This is a genomic window from Burkholderia sp. Ax-1724 (assembly GCF_011752995.1).
Lineage (GTDB): Bacteria > Pseudomonadota > Gammaproteobacteria > Burkholderiales > Burkholderiaceae > Paraburkholderia.
This window is the reverse complement of record NZ_VWWL01000012.1, coordinates 45,375-67,147: the sequence shown is the minus strand read 5'-3', so window position 1 is coordinate 67,147 and position 21,773 is coordinate 45,375. Positions and strand designations below refer to the sequence as shown.

The following is a 21,773-nucleotide window of genomic DNA, read 5'->3' as shown; positions in this document are numbered from 1 at the left end:
CACATCGACCTCAGCTCAATTCTCAATTGGAACACTTGACCATCGCCCAGCGTAACGCCCAGAACGCAAAGCTCGCGAGCTATGCGCACCGGCCGCTTGCGTTTCTCTTCCGCTTTATCCGCCGCCACCCGCTCGCGCATGCGATCGTGCTGTGCAGCGTGTTTGCGGCCGTGGGCTGTGCGCTCGCCTCGCAATACGCGATCAAGCATCTGATCGACGTGCTCGGCGAAGGCCGCCACCATCCCGGCCCGCTGTGGGGGGCATTCGCGATCCTCGTCGGGCTGATCGCGGCCGACAACCTGCTGTGGCGGGTCGGCGGCTGGGTCGCCGCGCATACGTTCGTCGCCGTGACCGGCGATTTGCGGCGCGACCTGTTCCAGTATCTGAGCGGACACTCGCCGACCTACTACGCCGAAAAGCAGCCCGGCATGCTCGCGAGCCGCATCACCGCCACCTCGAACGCGGTCTACACCGCCGAAAACACCACCGCCTGGAACGTGCTGCCGCCGTGCATCGCGGTGCTCGGCGCCATCGTGATGATCATCGCGGTCAATCCGCTGATGGCGGCCGGCCTGATGCTGTGCTCCGCAATCCTCTCGGTCGTGCTGTACAAGCTCGCGGGGCGCGGCTCCGCGCGTCATCACCATTTCGCGACGAAGGCAGCGTCGGTAGACGGCGAGCTCGTCGACGTAATCAGCAACATGGGGCTCGTGCGCGCGTTCGGCATGACGTTTCGCGAGCAGCGGCGCTTCGCCGCGACGATCAAGTCGGAACTGGAAGCGCGCGAGCAAAGCCTGCTCTACCTCGAAAAGCTGCGCCTGCTGCACGCGGTGATCACGGCGCTGCTGTCGGCGGGTCTGCTCGGCTGGGCGCTGTGGCTGTGGGACCAGGGCAAGGCGACGTCCGGCGACATCGTGCTCGTCAGCTCGCTCGGCTTCACGATTCTGCACGGCACGCGCGACCTGGCAGTCGCGCTCGTCGACGTCACGCAGCACATCGCGCGGCTCGCAGAAGCCGTGCGCACGCTGCTCGAGCCGCACGGCATGCCCGATCGCGACGACGCCACCGAACTCGTGCCGCAAGGCGGGCGCGTCACATTCGACAGCGTCACGTTCGCCTACCCGCGCCGCCGGCCGATTCTCGATCACTTCGACCTCAATATCGAACCGGGCCAGCGCGTCGGCCTGATCGGCAAATCGGGGGCGGGCAAGTCGACCGTGCTCGCGCTGCTGCAGCGTTTCTACGAGACCCAAGGCGGCGCGATCAGGATCGACGGCCAGGACATCGCCTCGATCACCCAGGACAGCCTGCGCCACGCCATTGCGCTGGTGCCGCAGGATATTTCGCTGTTCCATCGCTCGGTGTACGAGAACATCGCGTACGGGCGCCCCGAAGCGAGCCGCGAGGAAGTGCTCGCCGCCGCGCGCGAGGCGCGTTGCGCGGACTTTATCGAGGCGATGCCGGAAGGCTACGACACGATCGTCGGCGACCGCGGCGTGAAGCTCTCGGGCGGCCAGCGCCAGCGCATCGCGATCGCGCGCGCGATCCTCAAGAACGCGCCGATCCTGCTGCTCGACGAAGCGACCTCGGCGCTCGACAGCGCATCCGAGGAAGCGATCCAGAAAGCGCTCGACCGGCTGATGGTCGGCCGCACCGTGATCGCGATCGCGCACCGGCTGTCGACGCTGAACAACTTCGACCGGATCATCGTGATGAGCACCGGCAAGGTCATCGACGACGGCAGCCCGGAAGAACTGCGCCAGCGCCCGGGCCTCTATCGCGACCTGCTCGCGAAGCAGTACGGCAAGGGCCAAACGCTGCATATCGGCGGCAAGAAGATCGACGAGCAACACGTGGTCTGACGCATCCGCAGCCGCCCGCGTCACGTTACGCCACGGCGCCTCGCCAACAAAAAAGCCGCTCGATAGAGCGGCTTTTTTGTTGGTCTGAGCGCATCGGATTGCGTTATCGAATCTAACCGGCCACGCCTTCGCGCGCCGCCCTCTTCTTCGCAACCACCTTCCCGCTCTTAGCGCGCGTCGCGCCATTCACGTTCTGCAGATCGCGCATGAAGTTGTCGCGCCACACCGAGACATTGTTCTCGCGCAGTTGTGCAATCATGTCGCGGTAACGCGCCTGGCGCTCCGCGAGCGGCATGCCGAGCGCCTTTGCGAGCGCTTCGGCCATCCCGTCGATATCGACCGGATTGACGATCAGTGCGCCGTCGAGCTCCTGCGCCGCGCCGGCAAAGCGCGACAGCACGAGCACGCCCGGATTCTCCGGGTCCTGCGCCGATACGTATTCCTTCGCAACCAGGTTCATGCCGTCGCGCAACGGTGTGACGTAGCCGACGTGCGCGGCGCGAAAAAGCGCTGCCAGCACCGGGCGTTCGTACTGCCGGTGAATGTAGCGAATCGGCGTCCAGTCCAGCTCGGCGAAGCGCCCATTGATACGCCCCGACTCGCCTTCGAGCTGCAGCCGGATGTCCTGGTAAGCGTGCAGGTCGGCGCGCGTCGGCGGGGCGATCTGCAGGAACGACACCTTGTTGCGCTGCGCGGCCGACTGTTCGAGCAGGCGCTCGAATGCGCGGAATCGCTCGACGAGCCCCTTCGAATAATCGAGCCGGTCCACGCTCATGATCAGCTTGCGCGCATGCAGCGTCGCCTTCATCGTGCGTACCGGCTTGCCGCGCTCGCCCGCTTTCGCGAGTTCCGCGATCTCGTCGGGATAGACGCCGATCGGATACGCCGACGCGCGCAGCGTGCGGCCGAATCCATGCACGGTCAGCGGCCCCTGCGCCGAGGCGTCGACCGTGCCGCCCGCTTCGTTGACGATGTAGTCGCAGAACGCGCGCAGATCGGGCGCGGTCTGGAAGCCGAGTAGATCGAACGAACAGAGCGCCTCGACCAGTTCGCGATGCGGCGGCACCGCCAGCAGCACCTGCGAGGCCGGAAACGGAATGTGCAGGAAAAAGCCGATGCGGTTCTTCACACCAGCCGCGCGCAACGCCTGCGCGAACGGGATCAGGTGATAGTCGTGGACCCAGATCACGTCGTCTTCGCGCAATAGCGGCACGAGCTGTTGCGCGAGCCACCCGTTGACGCGGCAATAGCCCCCGAAATCGTGCCGGTCGTATTGCAGCAGATCGGCGCGGTAGTGAAACGCGGGCCATAGCGTCGCGTTCGAGAAACCGCGGTAATACTGGTCGTAGTCGCGACGCATCAGCGGGACAGTCGCGAAGGTCACCGGACCGCGCTCCTCGAGCTTGATCTGCGGCTGGCCCGAGCTGAGCACGTCGCCGCTCCAGCCGAACCACATGCCGCCGGTCTCCTTGAGCGCGTCGTACACGCCGACCGCGAGACCGCCCGCCGCCGGGCCGCCCTCGGAAATGGGCGCAACCCGGTTCGAAACAATGATCAGTCGGCTCATGAAGCGCGATTCCCGAGGCAATGTGTTGTTTTCGTGGAGCGATGCGGCGCGGGCATCACGTTGCGCGCGCCGCGGCGACAATCGTTTCGAGCCAGTCGAGCAGTGCCGTCACCGAATCGACGCGCGCATGCGCGGTCGTTTCTCCGGCGCCGACCTTGATCGACAATCCACCGCGTTCGTTGACGACCGCGAAGCCCTTCTCGTCCGTCAGATCGTCGCCGGCGAATACCGGCGTGCGGCCCGTGAACGGCAGCTCGTCGAGAAACGCGCGGGTCGCGCGGCCCTTGTCGACATCCTTCGGTTTGATCTCGTAGACCATCTTGCCGGGCTGCAGCACGTACGAGCCTGGGTAATCGGCGACGAGCCGCTCGGTCGCCTCGCGCGCGACCGGCTCGCGGTCCGGTGCGTTGCGATAGTGCAGCGCGAGCGCCGCGCCTTTGATTTCGAGCAGCATGCCCGGATGGTCGTTGACGACCTGCGCAAGCACCTGCTCCATGCGCAGTAGCCGTTCGTCGTGAAAGCCGATGCGCTGGGTGTCGCCGTTCGCATCGCGCCGCTCGGCGCCGTGCAGGCCGGCCACCGGCAAGTCGGGCATGCCGAGAAAAGCGTCGATGCTGTCGATGCCGCGCCCCGACACCACCGCGACCGCGCCGTTCGTCAGGCTGCGCAGCTCGCGCAGCAGTTCGATCACGCGCGGTTGCACGAACACGCCGTCCGGCGTGGGTGCGAGTTCGACGAGCGTGCCGTCGAAATCGAAGAAAAATGCTGTCTCGCCAGGAGACAGAACTGCCGGAAGTGCCTGTATCACTGTGTTCGCCTTTCAGCCTTCTGCAGCCGGAAAAGTCTGCGCATCTTACCGCGCATCAGTCAATTTTTCGAGAAAGTAAGCCGGAACCCCGGCGTGCCGGGCGATGAGCCGGCCCCGTCGCGCCGCTTGCATTCAAAAGTGAAACGATCCGGCTTCAGGCGGCTTTCGGGTGCCTGCGTCAAATTGCCTCGCAAGCCGCACGCCCGCTGTGCCGAGCCACGCCCTCGCCGATTTTGCGCTACAGTCGCAGCCACATGAGCCACGCTCGCCCGCTGCATCGTTGAGCGATGTCGCTCGATGACGCGTGGCGGGTTGCAGTCGCGATGCGGTTTTTTCCGCGGCTGAACGTGCCTGCTGTGTGCCTGCTGCTGCGTGCCGACTATGTTCCTGCATGGCGCTCGCAACGTTCCTGCACCGTTGGCGTCGTCCCCATGCATTGCCCGCTCTTCAATCGAGTCATTGAACCCTGCTTTGTTCCCGATCCTCTCGACCCGGCGCCCACAGCCTGACCTTCCCAACTCGCGACCCCGACCACAACCCTGGTCGTTCGCGCGCCGGTTGTCGCGAAGTCTGGGCACGACGCTGGGTGCGCTGATCGTGCTCGGCGCGCTCGCGGGTTGCACGCAGCGCGCCGAACCGTGGCACCTGACCAACGTGACCGGCCATCTGCCCGATCTCGACTTCACGCTGACCGCCGACGACGGCCGCCCCATCGACGCCGCTTCGTTCAAGGGCCGCACGTCGCTCGTCTATTTCGGCTACACGCATTGCCCGGATGTGTGTCCCGAAACGATGGGCCGTCTGATGCAGGTGCTCGGCAAGCTCGGCCCCGATGCCCAGAAGGTCCGCATCCTGTTCATCACCGTCGATCCCGCGCGCGATACGCCGCAAGCGCTGCACGACTACGTCGGCGCCTTCGACTCGCAGCACGCCGAAGGGCTGACCGGCACCGCCTGGCAGATCGAGTCGCTCGCCAAGCGCTATCGCGTCGCCTATCAGATGGAAAAACGCGACCCCAACGGCAACTACGAAGTCACGCACAGTTCCGCCGTGTATGTGTTCGACAGCGAGGGCCGCGCGCGCCTGCTCGCCACCGATCACGACACGCCCGATGCGATCGCGCAGGACCTGCGCCGCATCATCGACGACCACTCCTGATTCTTCAATCCCATCATGACGATCAAGCTCAAAACGTTCGCTTCACTGGCCGGCGCCTTCGCGCTCTCGTTCGGCCTCGCATCGGCCGCGCACGCGGCGGACGCCCATGCGCTCAGCGTCAAGAACGCATGGGTGCGCTGGCTGCCGAACAACCTGCCCGCGGCCGGCTACGTGACGCTCGTCAACGCGAGCGACAAGCCGATCGATCTCGTCGATATTTCGAGCGACGACTACGGCGACGCGATGCTGCATCAAACGGTCTCGAACGGCTCGACACAGAAAATGGTCATGGTCGACAAGCTCACGGTGCCCGCGCACGGCCAGGCCGCGATCGCGCCGGGCGGCTATCACATCATGCTCGAAGACGCGAAGCACAAGATCGCGCCGGGCGACACCGTCCATCTGACGCTGAAGTTCTCCGACGGCGAAACGCTCGCCACGCCGTTCGTCGTCAAGTCGCCGGCCCAGACGAAGTAAGCGGCGTTACGGACCACCGCGCCATCGCCCCCGCCATGAACCTGCTCTACTGGCTCGATCCCTGGGAGTTTTCTCCGACCGTCGTGATCGCGTTGCTGATCCCCGCGATCCTGTTCGCGCGCGGCGCGCGCAAGGCGCGGCTGTCGTTCGCGCGCAAGCTGTCGTTCTGGTTCGGGCTGGTGGCGCTGTATGTCGTGCTGCATACACGGCTCGACTATTTCTTCGAGCACGAGTTCTTCATGCACCGCCTGCAGCATCTGGTGCTGCATCATCTCGGGCCGTTCTTCATCGCGCTGTCGTATCCGGGCGCGGCGCTGCGCGCGGGCATCCCCTTGCGCTGGCGGCTGCGCTTCGTACGGCCGGCGCTGCACACGCCGATCGTGCGCAAGGTGCTCGACGTCGTCATGCATCCGGTCGTCGCGGTCACGCTGTTCGTCGGGCTGATCTACTTCTGGCTGATGTCGCCGGTTCATTTCGTCGCGATGCTCGACTGGCGGCTCTATCGCGTAATGAACTGGAGCATGGCGATCGACGGGCTGCTGTTCTGGTGGCTCGTACTTGATCCGCGGCCCGCGCCGCCCGCGCGTCTGTCGCCGGGCAAGCGCGTGCTCGTCGTGATCGCCGCGATTCCGCCGCAGATCATCCTCGGCGCCTTTATCTTTTTCACGTCGCACGAGCTGTATCCGATCTATTCGATCTGCGGCCGCGCGTTCACGTGGCTGAGCCCGATGCGCGATCAGCAGATCGGCGGGCTGCTGCTGTGGATTCCGGGCTCGATGATGAGCGTGATCGGCGCGCTGATCGCGCTGCGTCACTGGATGCGCCTGTCGGCGCGAGGACGGCTGCGTGCCAGCCCACGAGCGAAGGGCTCGCGCGGGCTGGCGCATGCGTCATCGGCGACGACGGCAAGCGGCCAACGCTGATCCGCGCGGCGGTGCGATGCGGTGAATGCCGGCTCGGGGAGTTCGTGGATCGACGGCCGCGCGCATCTGTCTACGCACGCCGTGCGACGGGCTTATTCTCAGGCAGATCAGGCAGCGGAGGCAGAACGCATCCATACGTGCGGGATGCCGTCTTCGTCGTGAATCTCCGAAACCGGCGCGAAGCCGAACGCGCCATAAAAACCCTGTAGATGCGCCTGCGCATGCAGACGGATCGGCGTATCTGGCCATTGCGCGCGAATCCGCCCGAGCGAGCGTTCGAGCATCGCATTGCCGAGACCGATGCCGCGAAACGGCGCGGTGGTCAACACGCGGCCAATGCGCACGTCGGCGTCCGACGCGTCGGGCAACAACACGCGCAGATAAGCGGCGAGCGGCGGCAGCGCCGTGCCGGTGACGGCCCCATAGGCAAGCAGATGCCACGCTTGCATGTCGAGTCCGTCGATATCGCCGTACACGCAGTTCTGCTCGACCACGAACACCGCGCTGCGCGCGGCCAGCAGATCGTAGACTTCGGTGCTCGTGAGGTCCGCGAACGGCTTCCAGCGCCATTCGAGTTGGGCGAGCCGCGCGGCGGCGGTGAGTTGCGAATCAGTCATCGGAGGCTTTCGAAAAATGCGCGACAGCGCGGGCAACGATCTGCAATTATGCCGTGCGGGCCCAACGCAAGCTATCGCGTGCATGTGCCGCTCGTTCCCGCTCACTGCGCCGCGCTCTAGCCGCGCTGTGCCGTACGTGCCTTCGAAGCCTGTTTATGGCTGTACATCGCGGCATCGGCGGCGGCGAGCAATTCGGCGATCTCGCCATGTCGCGCGGGATCGTACGACGCCTGGCCGACGCTGAAGCGGATCTGATAAGCACGCGCCTCGGCGCTCCGTGCCTGCGCATTGCGCGCGTCGAGCAACTGCGCGAGCCGTCGTGTCACCTCATGCGTTTCCGCGCTGTCGGCACCCGTCAGCAGCGCGACGAACTCGTCGCCGCCGAGCCGCCCGATCACGTCGCTCTCGCGTAGCGCGGCGCGCAGCACGTCCGCGAAAATCCGCAACGCTCGATCGCCTTCGGCATGCCCCTGCGTGTCGTTGATCTGCTTGAAATCGTTCAGGTCGAAGAACAGCAGCGAGGCCGATTTATTCATCCGCTTGCAGACGTTCAGCGCATGTTGAGCGAGCACCTCGAAACCGCGCCGGTTGGAGAGCAGCGTCAGATCGTCGAGCGTGGCGAGCTGTACCGCCATCAGTTCCTGTTCGGCCATGTGCGCCAGATCGCGCAGCAATGCGCGCTCCTCGGCATCGAGCTCGCGCGGCTTCACGTCGATCAGGCACAGCGTGCCCACCTTGCTGCCGTTCGCCACCCTCAACGGACAGCCCGCGTAGAAACGGATGTTCGGCTCGTCGATCACGAACGGATTGTCGCGAAAACGCTCGTCGCTCAGCGTGTCGGGCACCAGCAGGATTTCGTCGCCGAGAATGGCGTGCGCGCAAAACGAGACATCGCGCGAGGTTTCGCTCGCCGCGAGGCCGACGCACGATTTGAACCATTGCCGGTTCGCATCGACGAGACTCACGACTGCAATGGGCACGCCGAACAGCCGGCGCGCAAGACGGGTCAGGCGATCGAAGCGCTCTTCCGGCGACGTGTCGAGAATATGCAGCGCGCGCAATGCATCGAGGCGGGCGCTTTCATTGCTGGGCGTCGGTGCAACGGACATGGAATGTTCCCGGCTGGCGGCGTGATGATCGAAGTCGGTAGCGACTAGTGTATAGCGGTGCTGTTCGGCATGGAATTGAACGAAGTCCCGAAGTTCCGGCCGATGTAGCCGATCGCGCAGCGGAAGCCGGTTGCAAGTCGCGCGTCAGACGGCGTCCCCGCGTTCCTGTGCATCCGCCTCGCGTACCGCTTCGACCGGCCGCGCGAGACATTCGAGCAGATTGCCCGGACCGCAGAGATGCAGCGCGCCGACGACCACGAGCGTGCGCTCGCGCACATTGGCGTGCTCGTGCAGACGCGCGGCCCATGCGCGATTGCGCACGTCGAGTATCGCGTGACGGATGCCGGGCAGATTGAACATCGGCGATTCGACGGCGATCCGCTCCACCGCCCCGAGGTCGCCCGCGATCCAGGCGGCGTACATCCGCTCGAGCGTGCGCTGCGGCTCCGCGCGATCGGCCATCAGCATCTCGAGGGCCTGACCGAGCACCGGCAGCGGGATCGATTCGAGCGCGGCGGCTATCTCGTCCGCGGTCTCGAGATACCGGCAAGGCTTGGCCTGCGCCATCGCCGAGCGCAGCATGCGCGGCTCGACACCGTCGACGACCTGCTGCAACAGCGTCGGCGCGACGATCAACACAGCCCACGGACACAACTCCGCGAGCGGCGCGAGCAGCCCTTCGGCGGGCCAGAGCGCTTGCAGTTGCGTCCACGCGTCCGCGCTCATCGAGGGTTGCAACTGCGCGGCGCCAGGCTGCGCGCCGGCCCTCAGAAAGGGCAGGATGGTCGGTGCGTCGGATTCGAAGATCAGCCCCTCGGCCCAGTCATAGGCCTCGGCGACCCAAGGCGGCGTGCGCCGGCTCGTCGCGGGAAAGAGATGCATGGAGCCGAGCAGTCGCACGTTGGTGCCGGTGAGTTGTAGATACATGCGAGCGTGGTGAAAGCGGCAATGACGATGCTGCGATTTTATCGCTCAGGCCGGAAGCGGCGTATCAACTTGCAGGCGCGTGTGCGAACGGCGGACGCACCACCGCAATCGGGATTTGCGGTTCACACGGCACCCCATGCGCGAACCGCGGGCGCATCAAAACCTGCGCTCTTTTATTGAATCGAAATAAAATTCAAATCCGCTACTGTTTTAAACATTTTTACGTCGATTATTGCGTGCCTTTTTTAAACGATTCAAGCTCGCTGGTATAGCGCTCGCTCCGCACACCATTACTGCCGTAATATTCTTCCACCGATTTCACCCAGCGGCCGACTTCCGGCGCATACCAGAACGCTTTATAGGTGCGGCCCGTCGCTTGCGCGGGGGCGATTTTCTGCGCGTGCGTCATCATGGTCGTATCGCCCTGCTCGACCTGGGTGGCCTGTGTAATGGTCTGCCGCGGTTCGAGTTGCGCGAGCCAGTCGCCCTCGGATTCGATCTTGATCGCCTGGAATTTTCCGGCCGGCACTTCGACGGTTTCCGTCCCGATCACGCGATATTGCGAACTCCACTTCTGCGAAGCGAAAACCCGGTTCGGATGCTGCTCCGTGTAGTCGATGTTCCAGGTTTTTCCCGGCGACAGCGGGAACGCCAGCGGCCGGTTAACGACCATTTCCGTGCCGTTCACGCTGCGCTCGCGGCTCCAGTCCATGCCGGCGATCAGTTCCTTGGGCGCCTGCGTCGAGCCCGCCTGGTGCGCCTCATAGTAGATGTGCGACGACGTCGTGCGCAGCACCGTCACCTGGTCGTGCGTCTGGTTCCAGTTCGCGGCGCCTTTTTCGACTGTTATCACGTACGTCCACGAATCGCCGGGTTTGACGTCCGGCGCGGACGCCGATTGCGCGAATGCCTGCAACGGCACGACGAAACCCAGCAGAATGGCAACGGTTCTGATTTTCTTCATAGGTCGAATTTAATAGTTGTGCGCGGCGCATAAATGCGCGGTGTTATCCGGAACGAATACGCGATTATTTTCCACGAAAAACGCGAAAACAACGAGCACTTTATATAAGCGTCGCTAGAATAATAGCGCCCCACGCTACTTTAACGGCACCCGACAACCCGATCATAAATTCGAAAGAGAATAAAATATAAATGAAAGAACATGAAAAGCGAATGGTAAATAAATATGCCATTCTGATTGCGGGACCCGTATTGCTATTGTCCGCATGCGGCGGCGGTTCGTCCGGCAATTCGGGCTCGGCCGCAAGCACGTCGAACCTGAGCGATGCGCAAAAGAGTTACGAAAGTTTTGCGCTGGCGTCGAACGGCGGACTGCATTACGTGGACGGGAGCCTCTCGTTCAGCACGAGTTCGACGGGCGCCGTATCGGTCAACCCGAGCAGCAGCTTTTTTTTCACCGCTGACTCCAGCATTCCTCAAAGCCCGTCGAGCGGCCCGCAGCCGCTGACCGCCGGCACCACGTCCCTTGCGTCGACGCTCAAGGTGCCCACGATCAGCAACGGACGCTTCGTCGTCAACGGCGCCATTTATGTCGCCGCGGTTCCGGCCCAGGCCCGCGTCAGCTACGCAGGCTCCAATGTCCAGGAAGACTACCTGGCCGCCGACGGCAGCACCGTGGTCCGCACGCTCCTCGGCACCAGCTACACCGCCGTTTCGCTAAGTGGCCTGATCTCCGCCTCCCCTTCCGAGCTGTTCACGAATAGCGCCCTGGGCTTGCTCACGAATACGATCAACGGGCAAACGCTCTACAACCAGCAGACCAGTTGGCAGACAGGCTCTGCCTACATCAAGGTGGTTCGACATGCCGTCGGCGACGAGCTGTTCACCAACGACTGCGTTGCCCCGGCCACGACGGGCAACAACCCGACGCCCTGCTCGGCCACGATATCGACGCTCGAAAATTTCTTCCCCTATGCGAGTGCGACAGACGGCAAGAGCTATCAGCTTGCCGATGGTCAGATCGTTACGCTGGCAGGCGTGCGCGCCTGGGTGTCCAACGCGACGATCGGCAGCACCGGCAGCGATTACCGCGTCTACTATCAGTACAACGGCGGCATCTACACCGGCTACGTTCTCAAGGACGGCACGACCTTGCAGCTCGTACCGCTTGGCGGAGGCACACCGCAGGAGAACTACTATTTCCTGAACAACGCCGCGATGCAGTCGATCAAATCCGCGCTCAACTTCTGAGTGTTCTGAGCGATTCGAGCCGGCGTGGTGCGATCGAGTAGGCAATCGCAAGCGCGGAGACACGCTGGCGAGCGCGGTGAAAAAGAGAGGTAGAAAAGCGGCGGAAAAAAAGAAAAGCCCCGACATGTCGGGGCTTTTCTTTACATCAACGACTGGAGGCGCGAGCCGGAGTCGAACCGGCCTAAACGGCTTTGCAGGCCGCTGCATAACCGCTTTGCTATCGCGCCACAAGCGGACTGGAACCTAGAAGCAGGCTCGCAGATTTGTCTGGTGGGAACCAGAAGGACCGAAGCGCTGACAAGCGACCGGCCTTCCAAACAAAAAGGGAAGCGTTGCTTCCCCTGATGTATGGAGCGGGAGACGAGGCTCGAACTCGCGACCTCAACCTTGGCAAGGTTGCGCTCTACCAACTGAGCTACTCCCGCATTGAACTGCTTCACAACGCGCTACATTTTGTACTTCGCCAAACAACGCATTGCTTCAAAAAACTGGAGCGGGAAACGAGGCTCGAACTCGCGACCTCAACCTTGGCAAGGTTGCGCTCTACCAACTGAGCTATTCCCGCGTTGCACTGCATTCACTGCTACTGCCTGACTACGTTTCCCGATGTTTCGCTGCGTTTCGCGCTGCGTGCATCGGAGAAACGAGATTATGGAGAACCGGCAGAAACGTGTCAACCCCTTTTGCCCATCTCTTCTACAGAAAAGATTTCTCTCATGTTTCCACGGGGTTCGAAGATACTTTTGCGGCCGCGCTCCGCTTCGCTCACGCTGTCACGCGACGCCGCCACGCTCGCGAATCTGCGGCCACGCGAGCTTCATGTAGTAGAGCATCGACCAGATCGTCAGGAACGCGGCGAGATAGATCAGCCACAAACCCCACACGCGCGTGTCGATCGCGATGCCGCCGCCGAACGGCAGCGGACCATAGAACAGCAGCATCGGAATCGCCACCATCTGGCACGCGGTCTTGAACTTGCCGAGCGAATTCACCGCGACGCTCTTCGATGCGCCGATCTGCGCCATCCATTCGCGCAGCGCCGAGATCGCGATTTCGCGGCCGACGATCACGAGCGCGATCGCCGAGTCGATGCGCGTGAGCTGCACGAGCACGAGCAACGCGGCCGTCACCATGAGCTTGTCGGCGACCGGGTCGAGGAACGCGCCGAACGCCGAGGTCTGATTCCACTTGCGGGCCAGAAAGCCGTCGAACCAGTCGGTGAGCGCCGCGAGAATGAAGATCGTGGCGGCCGCGAGATTGCGGTGCGCGGGGCTCATCATCATGTCGGGCAAATAGAACACGCCGACGACGAGCGGAATCAGCACGATCCGCAGCCAGGTCAAAAATATCGGGAAATTAAACGGCATGGGGCAGGCGTAGCGTCTGACGAGTGAGTTGCAATTGTGCCGTGTCACAGGGCCTGCCACAAGCAAGCCGGCGCCGGGACGGCCGCGGCCCACGCCGGGGGTGCGCTGCGCCGGCCAGCGCGAGTCGAACGGAACCGCTCCGGTCCCGTCGCCCCCTCCTTGTCCCCACCTCGCTTCGCCCGCCCCCACTCGCGCGCCGCCCGCGATACAGCGCGCCCGACAAAAACGACCCGCGCACCAGACACCAGACGCAACGCACTCAGTGCAGTTGCCGGTAAATCTGCTCGGCCAGCGCCTGCGAAATGCCTTCGACGCTCGCCAGATCCTCGACACTCGCGGCCACCACACCGCGCAGCCCGCCGAAGCGCGCGAGCAGCCGCTGACGCCGCTTCGCCCCGACGCCTTCGAGCTCTTCGAGCCGCGAAGTCTGCCGCGTTTTGCCGCGCTTCGCGCGCATGCCGGTAATCGCAAAGCGGTGCGCCTCGTCGCGAATCTGCGCGACCAGCATCAGCGCGGCGCTTTCCTTGCCGAGTTCGAGCGGCGTGCGGCCGTCGGCGAAAATCAGGGTTTCGAGGCCGACCTTGCGCCCCTCCCCCTTCGCGACGCCGACCAGCATGCCGGTGTCGAGCCCCAGCTCGGTGAACACCTGGCGCGCGATCTCCACCTGGCCTTTGCCGCCGTCGATCAGCACGATGGTCGGCAGAACGCCGCCCGCCGCGCCCGGCTCGGTGGCCTCAGCGGCCTCGGCCGCGAGCGACGGATCGGCGGCCGCAGCGCCTTGCGCCTGCGCGGCTTCATCAGCGGAATTCGCGGCAGCCTGCGCGACCATCTTCTCGTAACGGCGCGTGAGCACCTGGCGCATCGCCGCGTAGTCGTCGCCGGGCGTGATGCCGGTGATGTTGTAGCGGCGGTACTCGGACGACTGCATCTTGTGATGGTGATAGACGACGCACGACGCCTGCGTCGCCTCGCCCATCGTGTGGCTGATGTCGAAGCATTCGATGCGCAGATGCGCGAGGTCGTCGCACTCCATGCCGAGCGTGTCGGTCAGCGCGCGCGTGCGAGCCTGTTGCGAGCCCTGCTCGGAAAGCAGCCGGGCCAGCGCGAGCCGCGCATTCTGCTCGGCCATCGCGAGCCATGCGCGGCGCTGTCCTTGCGGCTGACGCAGCACGTTCACCTTGTGCCCCGCCTGCTCCGTGAGCACGTCGACGAGTTCGCGGCCCGGCGCGTGGCTGACCACCAGCACAGGCGGCACGCGATTGCCGAGGTAATGCTGCGCGATGAACGCTTCGAGCACTTCGGCTTCGATGCCGCCGGATGCGCGGCCTTTGCGGCGCTTCGAGGCGGCGGCCGCGCCGGCTTGCCCGGCGTCCTCGGCTTCCTCTGCGGCGATGTCGGGTTCTTCGTCTTCCGCGGGCATGTCCCGCGCGATCGCGAGCGCAAGCGCGTCGGCATCGCCGACGGCCGCCGCGCTGCCGACACGCTCCTCGCCGTCCTCACCCGCGCCGCCATCGCGCGCGAGCAGGTCCGAAGCAGCGTCCCGCACCTCGCCGCCGTCCTCGCCGAGCCCGCCTTCGGCGGCGGTCAACGCGCTTTCCACGTGCGTGGGGAAATACGCCTTGTCGCCGAGGTGCCGGCCGCCGCGCACCATCGCGAGATTCACGCAGACGCGCCCGCCCAGCGCAACCACCGCGAGAATGTCGACGTCGCTGTCGCTGCCGACCTCGATCGCCTGCTGATGCAGCACCGTCGAGAGCGAACTCATCTGGTTGCGCACCGCCGCGGCCTGCTCGAACTTGAGCTCGCTCGCAAACGCATGCATCTTCTGCTCGAGCTCCTTCATCACCTCGCCCTGGCGGCCGAGCAGAAAGCGCGATGCGTTGGCGACGTCTCGCGCGTAATCCTCTTCGCTGATGTTCGCGACGCACGGCGCGGTGCAGCGGCCGATCTGATGCAGCAGACACGGCCGCGTGCGGTTGTTGAACACCGAGTCTTCACAGGTGCGCAACTGGAACACGCGCTGCAGGATCTGAATGCTCTCGCGCACTGCCCACGCGCTCGGAAACGGCCCGAAGTACTGGTTCTTGCGATCGACCGAGCCGCGGTAATACGCCATGCGCGGAAACTTGTGGCCGGTCAGCTTCAGATACGGATACGACTTGTCGTCGCGAAACAGGATGTTGTAACGCGGCGCGAGCGCCTTGATCAGATTGTTTTCGAGCAGCAGCGCCTCGGCTTCGGAGCGCGTCACGGTCGTCTCGATGCGCGCGATGCGCGTGACCATCATCGCGATGCGCGGCGAGAGCTGCGTCTTCGTGAAATAGCTCGAAACGCGCTTCTTCAGATCGCGCGCCTTGCCGACGTAGAGCACCGCGCCGCTCGTGTCGTAATAACGGTAGACGCCGGGCAGATGCGGCAGCTGGGCGAGCACTTTTTTCGGCTCGAAGGCGTCGGGCGCCTCGTTTGCGTCGGTTGCTTCGGGTGCGGTCATGCAGGGTCTTGGATGGGGACGGTCTCGCGGAGCCTTGCGCCGCGTGCCGCGCCTTCGGGGAGCCGGGCGCGCGAATCGTCAACGAGGCTTTAGAATCGCCAGTTTAGAACATTCCTCGCGCGTCCGAGCCCCGCCGCGCGATGACGCGGCAGCGCCCGCCGCAGCCGTTCCGACCGCATCCACGACCCGAACCCGCGACCCAGACCGCCATGTCCAGTGTCCCGCCCGCTTCCGCATCGACCACCGCCTCGTCCACTGCCCCGTCCGCCGCGGCGGCCCCGCTCGCCTGCGACATCTTCTGCGCGGTGATCGACAATTTCGGCGACATCGGCGTGTGCTGGCGTCTTGCGCGTCAGCTTGCGAACGAGCATGGCTGGCAGGTGCGCCTGTTCGTCGACGATCTGCACGCGTTCCAGAAGCTGTGCCCACGGCTCGCACCCGAGCGCGCGCGGCAGACACTCGACGGGATCGTCATCGAGCACTGGCACGAGCCGGCTCACGCGGGCGAGACGCTCGACGTCGCCGATGTCGTGATCGAAGCGTTCGCCTGCGAACTGCCGCCCATCTATATCGCCGCCATGGCCGAACGCGTGCGCGCGCCGCTCTGGCTCAACCTCGAATATCTGAGTGCCGAGGACTGGGTCGCGGATTTCCATCTGCGTCCGTCGCCGCATCCGCGTTACGCGCTCAGCAAGACGTTCTTTTTCCCCGGACTCGGCCCCGGCACCGGCGGCGTGCTCAAGGAGCGCGATCTCGACGCGGCGCGCGCCGAGTTCGAGGGCTCGCCGGCCGCCCGCGCCGCGTGGTGGCTCGCGGCCACCGGCGAAGCGCCGCCGCCGGCTTCGGCCACCGTCGTCTCGCTGTTCGCGTACGAAAACCCGGCCGTCGACAGCCTGCTCGAACAATGGCGCGACAGCGTCACGCCCGTCGTGCTGCTGGTACCCGAAGGCCGTATTTCCGGCGCACTCGCGCGCTTTTTCGGACTGCCGTCGTTTGCCGCGGGCACGCACGCGACGCGTGGCAACCTCAGCGCCCATGCGCTCGCCTTCACCGAGCAAACCGGCTACGACGCGCTGCTGTGGGCGAGCGACGTCAACTTCGTGCGCGGCGAGGATTCGTTCGTGCGCGCCCAATGGGCCGCGAAACCGTTCATCTGGCACATCTACCCGCAAGCGGACGACGCGCATCTGCCGAAGCTCGACGCCGCGCTCGCCCACTACACGCGCACGCTGCCGGCCGACGCGCGCGCCGCGCTCGAACGCTTCTGGCACGCCTGGAACGGCGCGGGCCAGCCGGACTGGGCGCAGTTCCAGCGCCACTACCCGACACTGAGACAGCGCGCCACCGCATGGGCGGGCGAGCTCGCGCAGGTGGGCGATCTCGCCGGAAACCTGACATCGTTCGCAAAAACTCAGTTAAAATAAGCGGTTATCCAACGGCCGACGACGCAAGCGCGGCCCGATTCCAGCAACACGCTCCGGGTCAGCCCACCTGACCCGTCCCTGCAGAACACGCGTCATGCGCCCCAACCTTCGGGTCGGACACGCAGCTGTCAAGAAAAGGGCGCAAAGGGAACGTATGCTGCGGGTCGGCGCCACTCGTGTACACGCCCGCACAGGGTAAAAATCAGGTAACGGACTGGCAGGATGGCGGACACCGGCGGCTGCGCGAAGCGGCCCGCCGCTCGCCCCCGCCACAGGCCGGCCCCGTTTCGTGCATGCGCTTGCCAGCCACCGCTTCCCGCGGCGCGGCCGGCGATGGGCGAAACGCCGAAGCCGCTTGGCGCCTATGCCGTTGAGCAACAGTTAAGCTATTTATCTCGCACAGGACAGTTTTATGAAGACCGCACAGGAACTCCGCACCGGCAACGTCGTGATGATCGGCGCAGACGCCATGGTCGTGCAAAAGGCCGAGTACAACAAATCGGGCCGTAACGCCGCCGTCGTCAAGATGAAGTTCAAGAACCTGCTGACCGGCTCGGGCATGGAAACCGTGTACAAGGCCGACGACAAATTCGACGTCGTCGTGCTCGAGCGCAAGGAAGTGACGTACTCGTACTTCGCCGACCCGATGTACGTGTTCATGGACGCCGACTACAACCAGTACGAAGTCGAAGCCGAAATGATGGGCGACGCGCTGCACTACCTCGAAGACGGCATGGCTTGCGAAGTCGTGTTCTACAACGAGAAGGCAATCTCGGTCGAACTGCCGACCACGCTGGTTCGCGAAATCATCTACACGGAACCGGCTGTCAAGGGCGACACGTCGTCGGGCAAGGTGCTGAAGAACGCCAAGCTGAACACCGGTTTCGAACTGCAAGTGCCGCTCTTCTGCAACATCGGCGACAAGATCGAAATCGACACGCGTACCCACGAGTACCGCAGCCGCGCCTAAGCGTCCGAGCGGCTCTCCAGCGTCGGCACCCTGCCGGTCCGCCGCCAAAAAGCGCCCCAAGGGGCGCTTTTTCTTTTCTGGTTCGCCATGCAGAGTGAGGAAAACTTTACCGGGAGCGTTATTCAAAATTACCATTGCGACGTCCCGATTTCATCGCCGATTGCGAACAAACCGTTGATACATCTCGGAAAATTTCTTTGGCACGGTCCCTGCTTGATGGCAAGACAGGCTAGCTTGTTTTTCCAACCGGGAGACGCGCCGTGAACCGCGACATCGCCGCAGGCAGGTGGAAGCAGATAGTCGGCAAGGAAAAGGCCGCATCGTGCAGGTTGACGGACGACGAACCGGCCGGGGCCGAAGACTGCGCCGGCAGGCTCGCCGGCCTGATCCGGAAACGTCATGGCTGCCCCCGCGCGGAAGCGGAACTCGCAGTGCGCCGGTTTTTTCGCCAACAACCGGGATTTCTGACAGGATGAGTGAAGGAACTACAAACCCGGCCCGCGCGGTGCGCAAGCGGCGCAGCCCGGGCCCCGTTCCCGAAGCCCAAGGACCAGCATGACCTGTCATCGAGCCCGCCAGAGCCTTCGGAGCCCGCGATGCGCGCCATCGCAGCCTTAGCGGCGCGCCAGGCATTTCATCCATTCAAAAAATTGCGCTCGCCATGCCACACGCACTGATTGTTGAAGACGATCCCAATAGCCTGTCCGGTCTGTCCGCGATTCTTGCGGCCGACGGTTTCTCCGTCGACACCGCGACCACGCTCGCCGAAGCCCGGGCGGCATTGACGCGCTTCATCCCCGACGTCGTGCTGGTCGACCTGAACCTGCCGGACGGCAGCGGCCTCGATCTGCTGCAGCATCTGCCCGCGCACCCGCCGGGCGGCGCGTTGCCGGTGATCGTGATGACCGGCAACGCGACGGTCGAGAGCGCGATCGAGGGCTTGCGGCACGGTATCTGGGACTATCTGCTGAAGCCGGTCAACATCCCGCGCCTGCGCAGCCTGCTCGCGCGCGTCCCGCGTCCCTACGAGCTGACCGAGGAAGTACAGACGCTGCGCGCGTCGCTGCGCCAGCTCGGCCGGTTCGGCTCGATGCTCGGGCGCAGCGGCACGATCCAGCACGTCTACGACACGATCGAACATCTCGCGCCGACCGAAGCCGCCGCGCTGATCTCCGGCGAAGCAGGCACCGGCAAGCAGATCGCCGCGCGCACGCTGCACGACATGAGCCGGCGCCGCAAGGGGCCGTTCGTCACCTTCGACTGCCGCGGCGCGGCGGCCGGCACCGCGACCCGTTCGCTCGACAGCCTGCTGTTCGGCCACGAACGCGGCGCGTTCGGCGGCGCCGAGCAGCGCGAGGTAGGCCTCTTCGAGCAGGCGAGCGGCGGCACGCTGTTGATCAATGAAATCTCCGAGTTGCCGCGCGCCCAGCAGGAGGCGCTGCTGCGCGCGCTCGATTCGCAAATGTTCATGCGGGTGGGCGGCACCAATCAGGTCGCGACCGATTTCCGCCTGGTCGCGTCGACGCGCAAGCCGCCACGCGCGGCCGTCGCGGACGGCAGCCTGCACCCGGACCTCGCGTTGCGTCTCGAAGCCGCCTCGGTGCTGCTGCCGCCGCTGCGCGAACGCGGCGACGATCCGGTGCTGATCGCGCAAGCGATCATCGACGAGATGAATCTGGAAGCTGCGGCACGCGGCACCGCCGAAGTCGCGAAGCAGGCGGCGCCGGGCTTCCTGCGCGAATGTCTCGCCCACGACTGGCCCGGCAACGTGCGCGAGTTGCAGGATCGCGTGCGGCGCGCGTATCAGGCGTCGGGCGACGTGCTCGAATCGTTGCGCGCCGACGAAGCCGTCACCGCGGACGGCCGCGATCTGAACGGTAGCCGCGTGCAGGTGACCGTCGGCACCCCGCTCGCGGACGTCGAGGAAATGCTGATTCGCGCGACGCTCGACGCGGTGGGCGGCACGCGGCATCGCGCGGCGTCGCTGCTCGGGATCAGCCCGAAGACGCTGTACAACAAGCTGCAGCGGATGCGCTTGAACTGAGTCGACGGCACTTCGATGCCTCGATCGCCGAAGCATCGAAGCGCGCATAAAAAAATGGCGCCTTGATTCGTTCCAAGGCGCCATTTTTTCGGCGGATTTTTTGCGACCCGGGTTTTTCGTGGCGTTATGCGCAGGCTTGATTCGCGAGGTTGGCGGCTCCGCTCGAACGCTCGCAAAAAAACCGCCGCGCCCAAAAGCCCAGGCAAAAAATCACTCAAACGCGCCGCGCAGCAACGCCTGCGCTTCGACATACCGCGGCTCGTCCATCAGCTTGCTCCACTTGAGCGCCTTGCCGCGCGGCTGCATGCGCTTCAGACGCCGCTGCGATTCCTTCGACGGCTTGAAGCGCAGCGCGTCGAGCACCTTCTCCGCTTCGTGCGGCTGATTGCAGATCAGCACCATGTCGCAGCCGGCCTCGAGCGCGGCGCGCGCGCCCTCGGTCAGCGTGCCGCCCTGGCGCGCCGCTTCCATCGACAGATCGTCGCTGAATATCGCGCCGTCGAAACGCAGCTTCTTGCGCAGGATGTCCTGCAGCCAGACGCGCGAAAAGCCGGCCGGCTTCGCATCGACCTTCGGATAAACGACGTGCGCGGGCAACACCGCCCCGAGCGACAGGCCGAGCCAGTCGTACGGCGCCACGTCGTCGCGCAGGATCTCTTCCAGCGAGCGCTCGTCGACCGGCATGGCAACGTGCGAGTCCGCCTGCGCGAAGCCGTGCCCCGGAAAGTGCTTGCCGCAATTGCTCATGCCGGCAAGCGCGAGACCGTGATTGAGGCTCTTCGCGAGCATCGCCACGACACGCGGATCGCGATGGAACGCGCGATCGCCGATCACCTGCGAGTGTCCGTAATCGAGGTCGAGCACCGGCGTGAAGCTCATATCGATGCCGCACGCGCGCAACTCCGCGGCGAGGATATAGCCGACCGCGGTCGCCACCTTGGTCGCCTGCAGCACATCGCGGTCCCACAGCGCGCCGAGCGTGCCCATCGACGGCAGCACCGTGAAGCCGTCGGTGCGAAAACGCTGCACGCGGCCGCCTTCGTGATCGACGGCGATCAGCAGATCCTCGCGGACCGCGCGGATCGCCTCGGTCAGCGCGACCAGTTGTGCGCGGCTCTCGTAGTGGCGCGCGAACAGGATCACGCCGCCCGTCATCGGGTGAGCGAGGCGGCGTCGGTCATCGTGGTTCAGCGTTTTGCCGACCACGTCGAGCATCACCGGTCCGGGAATGGTTTTCATCGAGTTCCGCTGGAAAAAGGGCTGTGGGAATCTAAGGCGAAGACAAACGCGGTTCGTCCGGGCCGCGTTCGAGGTCGTGCGTTATTCGGTGGCCGATTGGGCCACCGCCTGAACCGCGGCTTGCGCCGCCGATTGCACGGACTGCCCGGCCGAAGCGCGCGCCCCGCCCGCCTGCTCCGTCTCGGCGATCACGAACGACACCGCGTAGTCGCGCTCGTCGCTGATCGTCACGCGTGCGGTAATGCCGCGCGCGTCGAGCCAGTCGGCCAGTTCGCCGGAGGCGACCACCATCGGTTCGCCGCTCGGTTTGTTCAGCGTTTGCAGCGCGCGCCAGCTCATCGGCCAGTGCATGCCGAGGCCGATCGCCTTCGAGAACGCCTCTTTCGCCGAGAAGCGCGTCGCGAGAAACGCGAGGCCGCGCGCCGCCGAGCGGGCCTCACGCGCACGATAGACGCGCAGTTCGTCGGGGCCGAGCACCTTCTCCGCGAAACGGCCGTTGGTGCGCGTCATCACCGCGGCCACGCGGCTCATCTGCACGATGTCGGTGCCGATGCCATAGATCGCCATGTGCGCGTC

At 64.9% G+C, this 21,773-nt stretch carries 19 protein-coding genes and 3 tRNA genes; 9 read left to right on the top strand and 13 right to left on the bottom strand.

The features are described 5' to 3' along the window. Positions 1-26 precede the first annotated feature (26 nt). A complete protein-coding gene (locus F3J19_RS16000) occupies positions 27-1,862 on the top strand; it encodes an ABC transporter ATP-binding protein (protein ID WP_167043004.1) in 1,836 nt (611 codons plus the stop codon). Positions 1,863-1,974: 112 nt separating this feature from the next. Here the strand turns inward: F3J19_RS16000 and otsA are convergent, their stop codons facing one another. Together otsA and otsB are read right to left on the bottom strand one after the other, a co-directional pair. After that, a complete protein-coding gene (gene otsA / locus F3J19_RS15995; protein WP_167043002.1) occupies positions 1,975-3,429 on the bottom strand; it encodes an alpha,alpha-trehalose-phosphate synthase (UDP-forming) in 1,455 nt (484 codons plus the stop codon). A gap of 55 nt (positions 3,430-3,484) precedes the next feature. Further along, the gene (gene otsB / locus F3J19_RS15990) at positions 3,485-4,234 is read right to left on the bottom strand and encodes a trehalose-phosphatase (protein ID WP_167043241.1); all 750 of its coding nucleotides are present in this window, start codon (positions 4,232-4,234) and stop codon (positions 3,485-3,487) included. A gap of 561 nt (positions 4,235-4,795) precedes the next feature. Here otsB and F3J19_RS15985 point away from each other — a divergent pair. The 3 genes from F3J19_RS15985 to F3J19_RS15975 are packed head-to-tail and all read left to right on the top strand — an operon-like array spanning position 4,796 to position 6,795. Then, on the top strand, positions 4,796-5,395 hold the full coding sequence (locus F3J19_RS15985; RefSeq protein WP_167043000.1) for an SCO family protein: 600 nt from the start codon (positions 4,796-4,798) through the stop codon (positions 5,393-5,395). Positions 5,396-5,410: 15 nt separating this feature from the next. Further along, positions 5,411-5,872, top strand: coding sequence for a copper chaperone PCu(A)C (locus F3J19_RS15980; protein WP_167042998.1), 462 nt, complete (start codon positions 5,411-5,413; stop codon positions 5,870-5,872). 35 nt (positions 5,873-5,907) lie between these two features. Further along, entirely contained in the window at positions 5,908-6,795 is an 888-nt protein-coding gene (locus F3J19_RS15975) for a cytochrome c oxidase assembly protein (RefSeq protein WP_167042996.1), read from the top strand. A 107-nt stretch (positions 6,796-6,902) separates the two neighbouring features. Here F3J19_RS15975 and F3J19_RS15970 read toward each other — a convergent pair whose 3' ends face one another. The 4 genes from F3J19_RS15970 to F3J19_RS15955 all read right to left on the bottom strand — a co-directional run bounded on the left by F3J19_RS15970 (position 6,903) and on the right by F3J19_RS15955 (position 10,412). Beyond that, positions 6,903-7,412: a GNAT family N-acetyltransferase gene (locus F3J19_RS15970; protein WP_167042994.1), complete on the bottom strand. Its 510-nt coding sequence runs from the start codon at positions 7,410-7,412 to the stop codon at positions 6,903-6,905. 116 nt (positions 7,413-7,528) lie between these two features. Next, on the bottom strand, positions 7,529-8,521 hold the full coding sequence (locus F3J19_RS15965; protein ID WP_167042992.1) for a sensor domain-containing diguanylate cyclase: 993 nt from the start codon (positions 8,519-8,521) through the stop codon (positions 7,529-7,531). 144 nt (positions 8,522-8,665) lie between these two features. Next, a complete protein-coding gene (locus F3J19_RS15960) occupies positions 8,666-9,448 on the bottom strand; it encodes a TraB/GumN family protein (protein WP_167042990.1) in 783 nt (260 codons plus the stop codon). A 229-nt stretch (positions 9,449-9,677) separates the two neighbouring features. Further along, the gene (locus F3J19_RS15955; protein ID WP_167042987.1) at positions 9,678-10,412 is read right to left on the bottom strand and encodes a hypothetical protein; all 735 of its coding nucleotides are present in this window, start codon (positions 10,410-10,412) and stop codon (positions 9,678-9,680) included. A 212-nt stretch (positions 10,413-10,624) separates the two neighbouring features. On the opposite strand from F3J19_RS15955, the gene F3J19_RS15950 reads away from it, so the two are divergent. After that, the gene (locus F3J19_RS15950) at positions 10,625-11,662 is read left to right on the top strand and encodes a hypothetical protein (RefSeq protein ID WP_240158987.1); all 1,038 of its coding nucleotides are present in this window, start codon (positions 10,625-10,627) and stop codon (positions 11,660-11,662) included. A gap of 153 nt (positions 11,663-11,815) precedes the next feature. On the opposite strand, the gene F3J19_RS15945 is transcribed toward F3J19_RS15950, so the two are convergent. The 5 genes from F3J19_RS15945 to uvrC all read right to left on the bottom strand — a co-directional run bounded on the left by F3J19_RS15945 (position 11,816) and on the right by uvrC (position 15,520). Next, a tRNA-Cys gene (locus F3J19_RS15945) sits at positions 11,816-11,889 on the bottom strand. A 122-nt stretch (positions 11,890-12,011) separates the two neighbouring features. Then, positions 12,012-12,087: transfer RNA gene (locus tag F3J19_RS15940), tRNA-Gly, on the bottom strand. A 64-nt stretch (positions 12,088-12,151) separates the two neighbouring features. Further along, positions 12,152-12,227, bottom strand: a tRNA-Gly gene (locus F3J19_RS15935). 208 nt (positions 12,228-12,435) lie between these two features. Then, on the bottom strand, positions 12,436-13,029 hold the full coding sequence (pgsA, locus tag F3J19_RS15930) for a CDP-diacylglycerol--glycerol-3-phosphate 3-phosphatidyltransferase (protein ID WP_167042983.1): 594 nt from the start codon (positions 13,027-13,029) through the stop codon (positions 12,436-12,438). Between the two features lie 259 nt (positions 13,030-13,288). Beyond that, positions 13,289-15,520 (bottom strand): excinuclease ABC subunit UvrC, encoded by a 2,232-nt coding sequence (uvrC, locus tag F3J19_RS15925; RefSeq protein ID WP_167042981.1) that lies wholly within the window; start codon positions 15,518-15,520, stop codon positions 13,289-13,291. Positions 15,521-15,729: 209 nt separating this feature from the next. Here uvrC and earP point away from each other — a divergent pair, with 209 nt between their 5' ends. From earP to F3J19_RS15905, 4 genes are all read left to right on the top strand, one after another. Beyond that, positions 15,730-16,944, top strand: a complete 1,215-nt coding sequence (gene earP, locus F3J19_RS15920; protein WP_167042979.1) for an elongation factor P maturation arginine rhamnosyltransferase EarP — start codon at positions 15,730-15,732, stop codon at positions 16,942-16,944. A gap of 412 nt (positions 16,945-17,356) precedes the next feature. Beyond that, on the top strand, positions 17,357-17,914 hold the full coding sequence (gene efp, locus F3J19_RS15915; RefSeq protein ID WP_167042977.1) for an elongation factor P: 558 nt from the start codon (positions 17,357-17,359) through the stop codon (positions 17,912-17,914). Positions 17,915-18,174: 260 nt separating this feature from the next. Beyond that, entirely contained in the window at positions 18,175-18,390 is a 216-nt protein-coding gene (locus F3J19_RS15910) for a hypothetical protein (RefSeq protein WP_167042976.1), read from the top strand. Between the two features lie 185 nt (positions 18,391-18,575). Then, entirely contained in the window at positions 18,576-19,958 is a 1,383-nt protein-coding gene (locus F3J19_RS15905) for a sigma-54 dependent transcriptional regulator (RefSeq protein ID WP_167042974.1), read from the top strand. Between the two features lie 210 nt (positions 19,959-20,168). Here F3J19_RS15905 and nagZ read toward each other — a convergent pair whose 3' ends face one another. Together nagZ and acpS are read right to left on the bottom strand one after the other, a co-directional pair. Next, positions 20,169-21,197, bottom strand: coding sequence for a beta-N-acetylhexosaminidase (gene nagZ / locus F3J19_RS15900; RefSeq protein ID WP_167042972.1), 1,029 nt, complete (start codon positions 21,195-21,197; stop codon positions 20,169-20,171). A gap of 81 nt (positions 21,198-21,278) precedes the next feature. Continuing rightward, the gene (gene acpS, locus F3J19_RS15895; protein ID WP_167042970.1) at positions 21,279-21,764 is read right to left on the bottom strand and encodes a holo-ACP synthase; all 486 of its coding nucleotides are present in this window, start codon (positions 21,762-21,764) and stop codon (positions 21,279-21,281) included. Between the last annotated feature and the right edge of the window lie 9 nt (positions 21,765-21,773).

Coding starts and splice junctions, on each gene's coding strand:
- nagZ (WP_167042972.1), bottom strand. CDS start 21,197: ATGAAAACCATTCCCGGACCGGTGATGCTCGACGTGGTCGGCAAAACG.
- F3J19_RS15975 (WP_167042996.1), top strand. CDS start 5,908: ATGAACCTGCTCTACTGGCTCGATCCCTGGGAGTTTTCTCCGACCGTC.
- F3J19_RS15955 (WP_167042987.1), bottom strand. CDS start 10,412: ATGAAGAAAATCAGAACCGTTGCCATTCTGCTGGGTTTCGTCGTGCCG.
- acpS (WP_167042970.1), bottom strand. CDS start 21,764: ATGGCGATCTATGGCATCGGCACCGACATCGTGCAGATGAGCCGCGTG.
- F3J19_RS15950 (WP_240158987.1), top strand. CDS start 10,625: ATGGTAAATAAATATGCCATTCTGATTGCGGGACCCGTATTGCTATTG.
- pgsA (WP_167042983.1), bottom strand. CDS start 13,029: ATGCCGTTTAATTTCCCGATATTTTTGACCTGGCTGCGGATCGTGCTG.
- F3J19_RS15905 (WP_167042974.1), top strand. CDS start 18,576: ATGCCACACGCACTGATTGTTGAAGACGATCCCAATAGCCTGTCCGGT.
- uvrC (WP_167042981.1), bottom strand. CDS start 15,520: ATGACCGCACCCGAAGCAACCGACGCAAACGAGGCGCCCGACGCCTTC.
- F3J19_RS15970 (WP_167042994.1), bottom strand. CDS start 7,412: ATGACTGATTCGCAACTCACCGCCGCCGCGCGGCTCGCCCAACTCGAA.
- F3J19_RS15980 (WP_167042998.1), top strand. CDS start 5,411: ATGACGATCAAGCTCAAAACGTTCGCTTCACTGGCCGGCGCCTTCGCG.
- F3J19_RS15960 (WP_167042990.1), bottom strand. CDS start 9,448: ATGTATCTACAACTCACCGGCACCAACGTGCGACTGCTCGGCTCCATG.
- earP (WP_167042979.1), top strand. CDS start 15,730: ATGTCCAGTGTCCCGCCCGCTTCCGCATCGACCACCGCCTCGTCCACT.
- otsA (WP_167043002.1), bottom strand. CDS start 3,429: ATGAGCCGACTGATCATTGTTTCGAACCGGGTTGCGCCCATTTCCGAG.
- F3J19_RS15965 (WP_167042992.1), bottom strand. CDS start 8,521: ATGTCCGTTGCACCGACGCCCAGCAATGAAAGCGCCCGCCTCGATGCA.
- efp (WP_167042977.1), top strand. CDS start 17,357: ATGAAGACCGCACAGGAACTCCGCACCGGCAACGTCGTGATGATCGGC.